The sequence below is a fragment of the Bacteroides nordii genome (assembly GCF_019930665.1).
GTDB classification, from domain to species: Bacteria; Bacteroidota; Bacteroidia; order Bacteroidales; family Bacteroidaceae; genus Bacteroides; species Bacteroides nordii.
On record NZ_CP082886.1, the window covers coordinates 2807112 to 2821969 of the forward strand.

At 45.1% G+C, this 14858-nt stretch carries 8 protein-coding genes and 1 pseudogene; 2 read left to right on the forward strand and 7 right to left on the reverse strand.

Going from position 1 to position 14858, the window contains the following annotated elements; all coding sequences use genetic code 11:
* The 3 genes from K8P02_RS11295 to K8P02_RS11305 form a co-directional block, all read right to left on the reverse strand.
* Entirely contained in the window at positions 1 to 1293 is a 1293-nt protein-coding gene (locus K8P02_RS11295) for an ABC transporter permease (RefSeq protein WP_002561387.1), read from the reverse strand.
* A gap of 158 nt (positions 1294 to 1451) precedes the next feature.
* Positions 1452 to 2060: a GIN domain-containing protein gene (locus K8P02_RS11300; protein WP_025867204.1), complete on the reverse strand. Its 609-nt coding sequence runs from the start codon at positions 2058 to 2060 to the stop codon at positions 1452 to 1454.
* A 77-nt stretch (positions 2061 to 2137) separates the two neighbouring features.
* Positions 2138 to 2803: an ABC transporter ATP-binding protein gene (locus K8P02_RS11305; RefSeq protein WP_002561385.1), complete on the reverse strand. Its 666-nt coding sequence runs from the start codon at positions 2801 to 2803 to the stop codon at positions 2138 to 2140.
* A 500-nt stretch (positions 2804 to 3303) separates the two neighbouring features.
* Between K8P02_RS11305 and K8P02_RS11310 the strand changes: the two genes are divergently transcribed.
* Together K8P02_RS11310 and K8P02_RS11315 are read left to right on the forward strand one after the other, a co-directional pair.
* Positions 3304 to 5118 (forward strand): T9SS type A sorting domain-containing protein, encoded by a 1815-nt coding sequence (locus K8P02_RS11310; RefSeq protein ID WP_025867203.1) that lies wholly within the window; start codon positions 3304 to 3306, stop codon positions 5116 to 5118.
* A 104-nt stretch (positions 5119 to 5222) separates the two neighbouring features.
* Complete coding sequence (locus tag K8P02_RS11315) at positions 5223 to 6959, forward strand: T9SS type A sorting domain-containing protein (protein WP_025867202.1); 1737 nt, start codon at positions 5223 to 5225, stop codon at positions 6957 to 6959.
* 652 nt (positions 6960 to 7611) lie between these two features.
* Here the strand turns inward: K8P02_RS11315 and K8P02_RS11320 are convergent.
* The 4 genes and pseudogenes from K8P02_RS11320 to K8P02_RS11335 all read right to left on the reverse strand — a co-directional run bounded on the left by K8P02_RS11320 (position 7612) and on the right by K8P02_RS11335 (position 14729).
* Complete coding sequence (locus K8P02_RS11320) at positions 7612 to 9099, reverse strand: RagB/SusD family nutrient uptake outer membrane protein (RefSeq protein WP_007486574.1); 1488 nt, start codon at positions 9097 to 9099, stop codon at positions 7612 to 7614.
* Positions 9100 to 9131: 32 nt separating this feature from the next.
* Positions 9132 to 12192 (reverse strand): annotated as a pseudogene (locus tag K8P02_RS11325) (SusC/RagA family TonB-linked outer membrane protein).
* A 270-nt stretch (positions 12193 to 12462) separates the two neighbouring features.
* Entirely contained in the window at positions 12463 to 13710 is a 1248-nt protein-coding gene (locus K8P02_RS11330; protein WP_002561380.1) for an efflux RND transporter periplasmic adaptor subunit, read from the reverse strand.
* Between the two features lie 158 nt (positions 13711 to 13868).
* Positions 13869 to 14729, reverse strand: coding sequence for a glucosaminidase domain-containing protein (locus tag K8P02_RS11335; protein WP_002561379.1), 861 nt, complete (start codon positions 14727 to 14729; stop codon positions 13869 to 13871).
* Between the last annotated feature and the right edge of the window lie 129 nt (positions 14730 to 14858).

Genomic DNA, 14858 nt, shown 5'->3' on the forward strand with positions numbered 1-14858 from the left:
TTAATGATTTCTACCTCCCAAAGCATTTACAATACTGGTACGTGACGCTTTCCATGCCGGCAGGCCGGTACTCAGGAAGTTAAGTATAAAACAGAAAAGCAAAGCATACATAAATGTAGAAGGTTGTAGCAGGATAGAGGCATTTACTTCGGGTGGATTGAGCGTAGTACTATAAGCTTGGGCAAATAGTAAACTGTTTCCCAGATAGGCAAACAATACACTGAAAAGTAAACCTACCAAACCGGCAAACAGAGTTACTATCAGGTTCTCCATTACAATCTGCCCCATCATCTCCGTACGTGTACTTCCAAAAGCACGACGTACACCTATTTCAGAAACACGCTGACGCAAACGGCTTTGAGTCATACTACTTAGATTAATGGCAGGCACCAACAGCAGGATAACGAAAATAATAATTCGCTGTCGGCGGGCAGCCTTTACATCAGGCTCCCAGTTGGCAGCAAAAGCTATAGCCTGCTTCTCCTGATCGTACGGACGATTGCGATAAATTAACTCATAACCACTTTCGGCCAACAAATGATTATACTGCTGCTGCATTTTCTTAACCTCTTCACGAATGCGCTCAAAGTCATCCCGGCTTTGTGCCAGAATCGTTACACTCATCATTCCCATATGACTATCACTCCATGTATCTTTGGCCAAATCTGTCGAAGTATAAGGGATCCACACTTGTCCGTATGAAGAACTTGCCAAAGTAGAAACATCTTTCACTATCCCCACTACTTTATAGGGAGCATGATTTAAAAGAAATTCATATCCAACGGACTCAGTTGTCCCAAACAGAGCACGGGAAACACTCTCTGTCAACACAGCCACAGGCCGGCCGGAATCAAAAGTAGCCTGGTCATAAGGCTTACCGGCAACAAATGCAAAATCGAACACCTGCCAGAAAGTATTGTCAGTCTGTCGTAAGTCAATACTAACGGCAGGACTACCCGGCACAGAAGCGGGAGTAGTTATTGCCGCACAACAATAAACAGTAACTGCCTCGGGGGTGGTAAGTGACTTAAAGCAAGCTTTTGCAGTTTGTTCGCTCATAGGTCCGTTGCTGGTACCGTCTCCCCACTCCTTGTTACTGATACTCATAAAGGCAAAGTGCAGGAAACGATCCCTGTTGCTTTCCGGAGAAAAAGGGGCTACCTTCACCTGCTGAATCATCACCACCAGCATTATGAGGAAAATAGCAAGCGCCGTACCCAGTACACTGACCAGACTTATAATAGGTTGCTGGCGCAATTGTGCCAACGCTTGTTTGAAATATAGTTTAATCATCTTGAAGATATTTACGATTAGACAAATTAAAAGATTTACGATTGGACGATTGACGATTTACGATTGAAATTACTTTTATTAATCAGACAGTCGACCATTTACTTAGTAACTCTTCAATCGTAAATCGTCAATCGTCCAATCGTAAATCTCCTTATCTCTTATTCTCCTGTTTCCAGATTCCGGGTATTTACCCCACCAATACCGTCTTTCGTAATTTTAGTAGTTTTGGCATATCCGGACAAAATCATATGCCCTACACCATCAGCATTGGCTATGAGGTTAACACAGTTTACATGCACATTCACCTTTCCTACTCCTTCAAGACGGGTACGAAGGGTTTTGCATTCCAGATCAGCTATATTTATAGAACCAACACCAGTCATATTCAACTCCAGATTCTTCAGTTTTAGTTTCTTCTCGCAGCGGAAAGATCCAACACCCTCAACGTCAACGCGAGACAAGTCCGGAGCAGAGATATAATATTTTAGCTTCTTTGAATCATTGTTTTTTTGCTTATAACTGAGGACGAGCTTACCATCCTTTACTGTAACAGTAACTTTCTTCACATACTCCTCCGGGCCTTCAACACGTAGAGAGTAATCATCTGACTGGGTAAAAAAGATATCGCCCACTGCCTGCAGGCGGATGGAAGAGAAGTCGGTAACCGCTTCATTGCGGATCACTTTTTTATTAGACTGTGCCCGTAAAGGAGAAAAAAGAATCCCCAGCATGAGTGCGATAGTAAATATGGATAGACTTGTTTTCATTGTCGTATATGATTTCTTTAAGTTATAAAAAGTGAGAATGCAGAATATTTAGTTAAGTCTCAATATCATTATAATGTCTATTGCACTTGTCTGCCATCAAAGAAGCGAACCGTACGGGAAGTCTGTTTAGCTTGTTCTTCATTATGAGTAACCATCACGATGGTGCGTCCATCTTCTTTGTTGAGACGATGAAGAAGCTCCATGACTTCAGCTCCCATCTTTGAGTCCAGGTTACCGGTAGGCTCATCCGCAAGGATAATCTCAGGATTGCCGATTATAGCACGGGCTACAGCTACCCGCTGACACTGACCACCGGAAAGTTGCGTAGGAAAATGGTTCATACGATGACTCAGCCCCACTTTCTCGAGCACTTCCTTTGCCAAACGTTTACGCTCGCTACTGTTGACGCGGCGATAAAGCAACGGAAGCTCCACATTATCCAGTACATTCAACGAGTTTATCAAATGGAAAGACTGAAAAACAAACCCAAGGGTCTTGTTACGAAATGCCGCCAGTTCTTTATCCTTCATCCCTTCTGTATGAGTACCGTTAATTTCAATCGTACCGGTAGAAGGCGTATCAAGTAACCCCATAATGTTCAGTAGTGTAGATTTTCCACATCCGGAAGGTCCCATAATGCTAAGAAACTCACCACGGGCCACGGTCAGATTCACGTTTTCAAGGGCTACCGTTTCAATCTCATTCGTACGATAGATTTTGGAAAGAGAAGTCAATGTTATCATAACTTAAGTATTTAATGGTATTAATTATTTCGCATTTTATCAGTGGAATATAGTCAAATCGTATGCCAAAGAAGTAAATCACTTATTTCCTGATAATTAAATAAAAATTCAATTGTCCGAAAATGAACACTTTGCCCAAAGACGAACTATCAGGAGATACAAAAGCGAACATAAACAGACCGATTGTTTCATGGTACTTGTTGTAGCAGACTGTATTTTCAAGATTTCCATCTTTCGAAACACAGAGAATGTAACCAACGTTTTCGGATTCCGATAAATATGCAAACAAAGGGATGTGGAATAATTGATCATGAATGGAAAATATTGGTCATTCTCTACTTACAACAGATATTACACACGCGTTCATTATAAAGCACGTAATATTGCAAAGAAATTCGGATAAGCAATAATTGAAACGCATATTAGCGCAAACATCCACTGATTAGAGGAATGTGCGCTATCATTGAAAGCCAATATTAAATCATTAATCCAAATATAGAATGAAGAACATTATTCTCAGGAAAACCCTCCGGCAGCATGCCCTACTCGGATGTCTTATGCTACTTCCTCTTTCGTCTGTATGCTTACAGGCAAGTGCACAACAAATTGCTTTTCCGGGTGCCGAAGGCTGGGGGCGCTTCGCAACCGGCGGACGGGCTACAGATCCTGCCATAGGTAGTAAGGTGTATTATGTGACAAGCTTAGAGGACTATCTATCAACCGAAGAGCCCATCGAAGGAACCCTCCGCTGGGCACTGAGTACAGGAGACGATACCCCGCGAACCATTCTTTTCAAAGTAGGTGGCACAATCATCCTGAAAGAGCGGTTGAAATGCCCCAAACCCAATGTAACCATTGCGGGGCAATCTGCTCCGGGTGGTGGTATCTGTATCTCGGGAGCCAATATCTACATTCACAGCAAAAACTTTATTGTACGCTACATACGCTTCCGTGCCGGTGATTTGTCGGGTAAAAACTACTCCTCATTAGGAATTGAGAATACGGAGAACGTTATCATCGACCACTGTTCCTTTAGCTGGTCAATGGAAGAAAACGTGACGATGTACGATAACAAGTACACCACCATGCAATGGTGTATCCTGAGCGAACCGCTCTATGTATCCAAACATGATAAGGGCGCACGCGGTTACGGTGCACAATGGGGGGGCGAACACTCTACGTTTCATCACAACCTGTTTGCACACTGTGTAGGCCGTACTCCGCTGGTGAATGGTGCCCGTGACAAAGCTGCCAGCGGACACGATGCTTTTGTAGACACGGAGATTATCAACAACGTACACTTCAACTGGGGAAACAAAGGCGCTTTATACGGTGGGCAACTGCATTCAATTATCGAAGGAGCTTATTCACGCACCAATCTCATCAACAATTACTATAAGCCAGGGCCTGCCACCAATACATTCCAGGAACGCTGGTTTGCCGATTGCTCTCACGACGCCTCCAGCGCTACCGGGTTAGGAGAATGGTTTATTGACGGAAACTTATTTGAGACCAATGAATACAAAAACGATAAGAACAAAGGAGACCACTCGCAGGTGAACGCCGACAACTGGATCTATGCAGACGGAAGCAACTCAAAGAAAGCAGTCAACCTGCGTGCGGGTACAAACCTTATCAACGATATAAAGCTGACTACCCCCTCGGCAAGCAGCGACCTCCATATAGAAACGGCAGAAGAAGCCTACTATAAAGTCATCAAGCAAGCCGGAGCACAACTGCCGAAACTCGACGCAGTAGACACACGTATTCTGGCCGAAGCAGCAGGAGAATCGGCACCCGTAGACAGAGGTGCTATCAAATGGAACAAGACAGAACCGGCATCTCCCACCGTAAAATTTGTTGGTATGATCAACTCTCAGGACGATCTGAAACCTGCCGATGCTGATGAAAACTGGACTCCCTGGCCTGATCTTACTCCAAAGAACGGTGAATCTGCCCCTATAGATACAGATGGCGACGGTATCCCCGACAGTTGGGAAGATGCCAACGGGTTGGATAAGAACAATCCCGCAGACGGAGGCGCAATCAGTGCGAATGGCTACTCCAATCTGGAAAACTACCTGAACAACCTGACAGGAGGTGGCGGTACTTCTATCGAACGTCCTTACGCAACCAACAGTGAAGTGACTGCACTGTATATCACCAGCCTAACGGGTGCACAGGTATACTCTTCACATCCACAGGCCAAGAAAAATGAAATCAATCTGCCGGCATTACAACCAGGCGTATACATTATCACTTATATCCTGGCCGACGGAAACAGAGAAAACGAGAAAATCATAGTTACAAACTAACGCCTGAGAGCCTCTTTCAACTTTATCATAGACTAAAGTTGAAACAAACTCTTACTTACTCAATAGATATTAAAATGAAAACATGTAAAGTAATCTATCTTCTGATGCTGCTAATATGCCTGCCAGTCTCTACCCGGCTGGTTGCACAACAGCTTCCTGCTTTTCCCGGTGCCGAAGGACATGGCCGCTACACAACAGGCGGACGGGGAGGAAACGTCTATCACGTAACAACTCTTGAGGACAGTGAGGCAAAAGGTACCTTGCGCTATGCTGTAAAGCAGAAAGGAGCACGTACCATTGTCTTCGATGTAGCTGGAACCATCTACCTGAAGAGTGATCTGAAAATCTCTAATGACAATATTACCATTGCCGGACAGAGTGCCCCGGGACAAGGAATCTGCCTGGCGGATTATCCGGTTATCATCTCGGCCAATGACGTCATTCTCCGTTACCTGCGCTTCCGGGTAGGAACAGCAAGCATAGCTACAGGTGGAGAACCGGATGGCCTGGGAGGTATGGATAAAAAGAATATCATTGTAGACCACTGTTCGGTCAGCTGGTCTATTGACGAATGCCTGTCCGTATATGGTTCTGAAAACACAACGGTACAATGGTGTCTTATCTCCGAAAGCCTGCGCACTTCCGGACACAGCAAAGGGAAACACGGGTATGGCGGTAACTGGGGAGGTGCCCATGCATCTTATCATCATAACCTGATGGCTCACCACGAAAGCCGTGTACCCCGCCTTGGCCCGCGTCCGGGAACACAGGAACGGGAGTATATGGACCTGCGCAACAATGTATTCTACAACTGGGCAGGCAATGGATGTTATGGTGGTGAAGGTATGAAAGTAAACATCGTAAACAACTACTACAAACCAGGTCCCGCAACCCCTCAGAGTGCAGTACGTTACCGTATCGCCAAGATCGGCGTAAGAACTACGGCATATTGTACCAATGCCGACGGCACTCCTAATGTATGGAAGCCAATGGAACATGTATGGGGACAGTTCTACGTAGACGGCAATGTGATAGAGGGCAATGCAGCCGTCACTGCCGACAACTGGACAAAAGGTATCTATGAACAGATCAATAATAAAGAGTGCGACAACACCTTCAATGATCAGGTAAAAGCCGAAATGAAACTGGATGCTCCGCTTGAAACCGATGTCATCACTACCCATACCGCCGAACAGGCATTCAAACAAGTGTTGCTCTATGCCGGTTGCTCCAAAGAAAGAGATATTATAGATGAGCGCATCGTGAAAGAGACAGAAACCGGAACGGCGACTTACAAAGGTAGCGTATCTAATGACGCCGCCAAAAAGCCCGGTCTTATCGATCTGCCCACCGACGTAATGCCCGCCGGAGCTTCCAGTCCCTGGCCGGATTTAAGTAAGGGAGGAGTTACTGCCGACCAACTGAAAGATACGGATGGTGACGGTATCCCCGATGTATGGGAGATAGCCAATGGCCTCAACCCGAACAATGCCACCGACGGAAAAGCAACGACTTTGAGTCAGGAAGGATACACCAATCTGGAGGTATACCTCAACAGCCTTGTAGCCGATATCACAGAGAAGCAAAACGCTGATGGAAGTGGAACCGGTATCGGAAAGGAGTCCGAAGATACAATTACAGTATATACATCGGGCAATACTGTAATTGTGAACGGGCTTTCAGGAAAGAGCAGTATAGAAGTGTATACGTATAACGGTGTAAAGATCCGTCAAATAGCGGTAAATACTGCGGATACGTCATTCAGTCTGCCTTCGGGAAATTATATTGTCCGGGTAGCAACCGCTCATACTACAAGCGTAAAGAAGATTCTGACAGATTGACAAATTGTATTTTCTATACCCTTTTTATGGCGCAATAGCGGAACCAACCCCGGTTGATAGAATTTAAGGCATCACAAACGCATCAGTCAAATGCAAAGAGTTTGCATTTGACTGTTTTTTGTATCAGCGCCAAACACTATTTTTCTCTGTAATGACCCTTATGATCAAAAGCAGATAAAGAACAGTTCATTATGCTATTTTCTCCACGGTCATTTCCAGTTGCCTAATAAGTCAAATAAGCACATCAAAGGAGCATCCGAAGCCCTCCCCCGGAGCCGGACAAATCACTCCCCGGAGCCGAACATGTTGCTCCCCGGAGCCGGGCACACTGCTCCCCGGTGCCGGACAGGTCATCTCTCACCAATAAAAACAAACTTTTCCGGTAAGAATATACGTATATTCTACCAGAAAAGCCTATTTATCTGCATATTCATGCAGTGTTTTCGTGTAAAGTATTCTCAGATGGAGGGCTTCAACAAAAAGTTTAGTTAGCCGATTTCAGATATTCCTATCTTTTTGCTTCCAAAAAGTCTCCATCTCTATCTTACTCTTTTTACTTCCACCAGATAATCTTCTCCCCTACCACTTTATAGCCTTACAACTCTATAACCATCTAACTCCATAACCATCTTCCCCCCTGTACGGAAAACACTTAACGTGGATTCTGTACCATATTCGGATTGGCATCTATCTCTGCTTGCGGAATAGGCAATGCTACCCGCAGATCAGACGGAGTAATAACCGCAGCCCCGGATACGGAAGGTAAATGCCAGCCACCGGTACGACTCACCGGCAAACCATTTCGCATGGCATCAAAGAAAGCATGCCCCTCTCCTACCAATTCCTTGCGACGCTCCTTCAGGATACGTTCCAGGCTCAATTCTGATTCTCCCACCGACTTCACGGGATTGGCACGGCTCACAATGGCATTGAGGCAATCCAGAGAGAATTTCAGGTTTTCTGCCCCACCCAGCTTAAAGGCAGCTTCGGCAGCATTCAGATATACTTCGGAGAGACGGATAATGCAGATGTCATTGTCCTGCGGATTATCCCCCGTCTTGCCGGGATACTTATTCAGATACTTAGGATAGCCGGCAGAACCTTCGGGCAGTATATCTTCCGCCGGATTTTCGGGCAAACGGTTCAACACGTGGCGCACATCATCCGGGTCTTCTCCCAACAGATCGAGGAAGGCTTTGGTGAGTACAAGATTATTCCAATCCTTCACATTATCGGCATACACCATCGGAGCACCCTCACCTCCCGTTCCGCCATCCGGTTCGGAAAGGGTATAGTAAAACTCAAACAGCGACTCAGAACTGAAGTCTTTTCCCCATACGGTGGGATATTCTTCGTGTGTGAACAGTTTATAAAGCCCTCCGTTATCTATCACTTCTCTGGCCAGTGCGAGTGCCTGCTCATTATTATTCATATAAAGATACACGCGCGAAAGCAATGCTTTGACACTCCACACATTGAGATAACCGTCCTTCTTGTCAGTAGAGAGGGCCGAAAGATCCAGCGCCCCCGTCATATCGTCTATCACCTGCTGATAGCACTCGGCTACGGTGTTGCGGGCAGGCTGATGGGTAGGCAGTGTCGTTTTAATCTCGATAGGTACTCCCAGAGAAGCACCGTTGTCCAATGTATAGGGCATAGCAAACAGGCGGGTAAGATCGAACAAAGCCAGTCCGCGCAAAGCAAGCGCCTCGGCTTTGATACAGTTGAGGGCAGTGACATCATCCGTCGCCACTGCACCGGATTCGATTCTTTCCAACAGACTATTTGCCTGGTGAATCACACTGTAAGGCTGATTCCATACACGCGTGATGTTCAAGGCATCATCTGCCGTAACGTTAAATTCATAATAAGGCGATACACGCTTTCCGGCTCCTTTGCTGATACGTGCCTGAACATCTTCGCCACGACAATCGGCATAATAGAGGTAATTATCGCCATAGTAACTGTGCGAAGCGGCAATACGATAGATACCGTTCAGGGCTATTTGTGCCTCTTCGAGTGTACGGATAGCCTGCGGAGTAGTCACAGAAGTAGACGGATTCAGGTTCAGCCAGTCGCCGGAACAGGAAGAACAAAGAAGCGATGTGGCAGCAAATATATATATCAATGTACGTTTCATATATCTGAGTATTATAATATAAATGAGTAAAATCAGAAAGTTATCTCAACTCCAAAATTGAAGGTACGCATGGCGGGAGCTTCACAGAACACCTCACCGTTGACCGGTACTTCCGGATCATATTGTTTCCATTTGGCCCACGTCAGCAGGTTGCTGCCCGAGAAGTAGATACGTGCGTTCTCTATCAGTGCTTTCTGCGTCCACTGTCCCGGTAGTGTGAAACCGATTGTCAGGTTCTTGAGGCGGATATGATCGGTACTGTGAATATAGCGGGAAGAATTTTGCGGACCGGCACCTTGTTCCAATACGAAACGGGGTACGTCGGTTACATCTCCCGGTTTCTGCCAACGGTCTAAGGCATATACAGGCAAATTGTATGACTTTTCTTTGCTACCGTCAGTCTCTATCAGCGTACCTCCTTTGTCAAAAGAATAACCACCTAATGAATAGGTAAAGGTAAGTCCCAGGTCAAACCATTTGTATGAGATGATATTGGTAAATCCTCCCGAAATCTTCGGATCGGCAGACTTATACGGAATAGCTTGTGCCTTAGAAGCATCATCGGTCTTTTCTTTACTGTAAATTCCCTGTTCATCTTGCGTATTGAGATAGTAAAGGGCTTTTCCGGTCATCGGATCTACTCCGGCAAACTCTTTCACGTAGAAACTATTGTAAGGAAGGCCGATCTTATGGATAAACCAGGAACCCTCGATAGACTGCGTCATATCGCCATCCAGTGTTACAATCTTATTACGGTTGTGCGTCAGGTTCAACACCGATGTCCAGTTAAAATCCGGACTGGCAAAGTTGATGGTACGCAGTTCAAATTCCACTCCCTTGTTGTTGAGCTGCCCGATATTTGCCAGATAATTCAGAAAACCGGTGGTAGCACTGATAGGTCGATTGTAAAGCAGATCTTTAGTATCACGGTTGTAATATTCGAGGCTCACAAAAATACGATTGATAAAAGCCAGATCAAGACCGATATTGAGATTGTAATTCTTTTCCCACTTCAAACCGGGATTAGCCTGAGCAGATTCATACGAACCTGCGGCTCCCATATAGTTCTGTCCGTAACTGTACAACCCCATATATCCGTAAAAAGCTCCCGGTTGATTACCATTGACACCATAGGAAGCACGGATTTTCACATCATTCAATACCGGCTTCACAGCATCCATAAAAGACTCATTGCTCAGATGCCACATACCGGAAACAGACCAGAAATCTCCCCAACGACTTTCCGGTGCCAGGCGGGAACTACCATCGCGACGGTAACTGCCTGCAATGTAGTAACGGTCGTCATAATCATAATTCAGACGGGAGAGATAAAGAAATCATCCTGTATGCCTGCGTAGAAGAAGCGAAACTTTTCAGCACAGCCGCATTGTCCGGTTCGAGCAACACATCCGAAGGGAGCTTGGATTTCTCTCCCATCGCTTTATCACTCTGATAGCTTTCCAGTTCATAAGCTGCCAGCACATCAAGGTGATGTTTGGCGGCAAATGTACGGGCATAGTTTAACGAAGTAGATGACAATAGCTTACCATATTCAGTAAATCCCTTTGAAGTCTGGGCATCGCTTCCGCTTTTCGGTCCTGCTCCGCTAAGAGGATTCAAGTAACGGGAGTCTTTCTGTACAGTATAATCATAACTCAGGGTCTCTTTCAGTTTCAACCCTTTGATGATATCTACGGAAGCATATCCGGTAGAGAACATACGCGTCATACGGCTACGGTTATAATCGGTACGGATGTCGCGAAGCGGATTCACATTGGTGCCGGCATAAGAGCCCACATAATTGCCCGAAGCATCGCGCACCGGCATAGAAGGCGTGGCAGACACAGCCACACAAAGAAATGGGTTAATGTTAGAACCACGTTCTTCATTCATCTCCTGACTCATCTGAGTGAACATCATATTCCCCCCTATTTCGGCCCGGCTACCTATCTTCTGCGTCATGTTCAGACGGGCAGAATAACGATCCAGACTGGAATTCTCCACCAATCCTTCCTGACGGTTAAAACCGAGGGAAGCGTAGAAAGTAGTACGCTCGTTACCTCCTGAAGCAGATACTTCATAATTCTGATTATGAGCGGTACGCATCAGTTCTTTCCGCCAGTCGGTATATCCCAGTTCCGGTATCCCTGCATACGTATCAATATTGGCGTTGGCATACTCCCCGGGTGATTCCAACCCTTTGTCTACGGCAGAGTTGTACAGACCTTCGTAAATCATTTCGCGACGTTGCTCCCCGTTCAATGTAGGACGGAAGTTGACAGCTGCATTCGAAAAACCTCCGCTGGCACTCAAAGTAACTTTAGTACGTCCTACTGCTCCTTTCTTAGTAGTAATCAGGATCACTCCATTGGCAGCACGCGACCCATAAAGAGAAGCGGCGGCAGCATCTTTTATCACTGTGATATTCTCAATATCAGCAGGATTAAGCGTACTCATCACATTGGTTTTGGCATTATTCATATAGGCAGCGTCGGCACCCGTACCGGCCCCCATACTACCGGAAGTAACCGGTACACCATCAATGACAAAAAGAGGTTCATTGGATGCATTGAACGAACCCATACCACGGATACGGATACTCTGATTAGCTCCCGGCTGGCCGGAACCGGAAGTGATGTTCACTCCCGTTGTCATACCCTGCAACTTCTGTTCAACAGAAAGTACCGGAACGTTTTTCAGCATATCAGCCCGAAGTGTATTGGCCGATCCGGTAAAGGATGACTTTGAAAAGTTCCCGTATCCGGTCACCACTACCTCATCCAAGCTCAATGATTCGGGGCGCAACATCACATTTAAAACACCGTTCTTCGGCACTTTCACCTCAACCGTTTTCATCCCGACATAGGAAACAACCAGAAATTTATCCGATGCCTCCACGTGCAAGGAATAACGGCCATCCATATCTGTCACCACTCCCCGGCCTGGTGCTCCTTTTACAGAAACGGTAGCTCCGATAAGTGGCTGTTTGTCGTCCGATGATGTCACTACACCTTTTATTTCCAATTGTTGTGCCTGAATATGTATACCACACAGGCAACCCAGTACAAACAATACTACTTTAAAGTTTCTCATTGGTTAATTATTTTAAATCTACAAATACCTATTTGTACTTGTATACCCCAATAATCGTACCTTAAAAGCGTTGAAGAAACAAATTAATTCTAAACAGCAGTAAATAAAAACATTAATTATTCAAGGAAAGCTAAGAAATGAAAAAAGGGCTGTAGAATTGGTCCACATATTTGTGGAATAATTCTACAGCCCGTTCTGTAAAAGGCTAATAATTCAATACTATCTAAAAATAGCGAACATCGCCTGCCGTACTTCCCCGTGCGGGAAGCACTATTTTAGTTTTAGTTTTGTTTTGTTCTTATATTGGCTCATATCGCTCACCACTACCCTGTCACCCGGTTGCAAACCACTTACCACTTCTGCATATTCAAAATTGGAATCGCCCAACTGTACTTTCCGTTTCACAATCTCATCCTCTGCAGTCATTACAAATAATTCATACTCGCCACGACCCACATAATAAGAAGCATTGGCAATCCGCATCACATCTTCTTTCACAGCGTTCATCACATACACATCTGTTTTCAGACCTGAACGCAAACGACGGTTGTTATCATCCACCAATTGTACGGAGAAAGAGATAACCCCGTTCTTTGACAGCGGTGTCACACTGCTAACCACTCCTTCCAGCTTTTCCGTACCAATCTTCACAATTGCTTTTCCGCCGGCAGCCACACGGTCACCGTAAGTATCGGCAATTTCACCTTCCACTTTGAAGTGACTCAAATCGGAAATAATGGCCAATTGCCCGCCTTGCGGTACCTGCGCACCCACCTGATTATTAATATAAGTAAGAATAGCCTTGCGCGGAGAACGAATCTGTGCATCGTCCAATGTACGCTTCATCTCAGCAAGGTTCTTACGGAAAATGTTGAAATCAAGTTCCTGTACCTGTAGTTCGGCAGCAGCAACCTGTTTCTCATTATTATATTGTTGTTTGAGTTGTTCATACTCTAACTGGGCAACATTATAGCTCAGTTCCGCCTGGCGTACTTTATCGGTAGTACCTGCACCAAGGCTATCCAGGTAATGTTCGTTGCGAAGTTCCACCTTCATACGGTTCAGCTTCATAGCCGACACCTTTATCTGCATGGCCATGTCAGAAAGTTTGGTCTGGTTGTTCACACGAAGCTGATCCAGTTTGTAACGGCGCATTTGTTCTTCGTCGAGCAATTTCTTGTATTCCGTCTCAGTACTTTGAAGGTCCAGTTTCAAAATAGGAGTACCGACATCCACACTGTCTCCCCCCCGGCGATAAACCTCTACAATGCGACTATTGATAGGAGAAGTTATAATTTCTTCAAAAGCCGGTGCCACCTTTCCCGATGCACTGACGCTGACCTCAATTGTACCTTTGTCAACAGTAGAAAGTACAAGATCCTTTTTCTGAACCCCTGTACGCATCAGGGAAACAAGTACACTGATAACCACAACGGCCGTAACCCCAATGGCTGAATAGCGAATAATCTTTTTATTACGTTCTTTGTTACGTACTTCTTTCGGAATTTCTCTGTCCATCTTATTTCTATTTACGATTTAGCGATTTACGATTGGAGATACTAAATCTGTGCCAAAGTACTAAAGTGCTGAAAACAAGGAATAAGACAAAAAAGAAGGGTGTCCGAAAACGAACACCCTGTACGAATTTAGCAAATGAAATGTTACAAACACTCAGGTTATCTCAACCGTAAACGATCTCCCACTTCCGGGATATAATCACCGTCTTTACGGTTCATCTTATAAAGATTCTTCAGTCGGATACCGTATTTCTGAGAAATGGTATGCATAGAATCACCATCTTTCACAATATACACGTTATATTGTTTGGGAGCTTTCTTCTTCTTTGCTTTCAGATAGATGATGTCACCCTGCGTCAGAGTATAGTCGCGTTGCAGGTCATTATACTTCACCAACTTCTTCCAACTGATATCGAACTCATCACCCAGCTCTTTGAAAGTATCTCCGTTACGGGCAACCACATAAGCAATGTCATTGGCTATATACACCGGATGCGGGTTCAACAACCACGGATGTTTACGCAACTTACGTTCCGAATAAATACCTTTGGAATCGTACTTATACAAATCATAATCCTCTATAATAGTAATCAAACGGTTGGCATAGGAAGGATCTGTGGCATACCCTGCCTTTTTCAAACCGCGTGCCCATCCTTTATAATCGGTAATATTGAGCTTGAACAGAAAAGCATAGCGTGCCCCACGAGTCAGAAACGTAGAATGATCCTCATAAGAGTCTCTTGGATTTTTATAAGCCCGGAAACACTCCTGGCGGGCATCATCATCATGCCGCACCGTACGCCCCTTCCAGCTTCCCCCGCACTTGATACCAAAATGATTGTTACTCTTACGTGCCAGTTCACTCATTCCGGCACCACTTTCAAGCAATCCTTGTGCCAGCGTAATACTGGCGGGAATCTTATGCTCTTTCATCTGCTCTATGGCAAGATCTTTATACTTATCAATATAATCTACATAACGGGAATTTTTGCGTTGAGCCTGTGTACCCACAGAAAGCATAAGTGCAAGGGTTATTACGACAAGTCTAAGTGTTTCCCGCACAGGGAGGTGCACCAAGAGATGATTAATTGAAACGCAGATGAACGCAGATTTTCGCAAAGAAAAACAAGGATAAGATAAAGAACAACA

Bases quoted from the DNA above. Each gene is read 5' to 3' on its own strand.
- K8P02_RS11295 (WP_002561387.1), bottom strand. From the start codon at position 1,293: ATGATTAAACTATATTTCAAACAAGCGTTGGCACAATTGCGCCAGCAA.
- K8P02_RS11300 (WP_025867204.1), bottom strand. From the start codon at position 2,060: ATGAAAACAAGTCTATCCATATTTACTATCGCACTCATGCTGGGGATT.
- K8P02_RS11305 (WP_002561385.1), bottom strand. From the start codon at position 2,803: ATGATAACATTGACTTCTCTTTCCAAAATCTATCGTACGAATGAGATT.
- K8P02_RS11310 (WP_025867203.1), top strand. From the start codon at position 3,304: ATGAAGAACATTATTCTCAGGAAAACCCTCCGGCAGCATGCCCTACTC.
- K8P02_RS11315 (WP_025867202.1), top strand. From the start codon at position 5,223: ATGCTGCTAATATGCCTGCCAGTCTCTACCCGGCTGGTTGCACAACAG.
- K8P02_RS11320 (WP_007486574.1), bottom strand. From the start codon at position 9,099: ATGAAACGTACATTGATATATATATTTGCTGCCACATCGCTTCTTTGT.
- K8P02_RS11330 (WP_002561380.1), bottom strand. From the start codon at position 13,710: ATGGACAGAGAAATTCCGAAAGAAGTACGTAACAAAGAACGTAATAAA.
- K8P02_RS11335 (WP_002561379.1), bottom strand. From the start codon at position 14,729: ATGCTTTCTGTGGGTACACAGGCTCAACGCAAAAATTCCCGTTATGTA.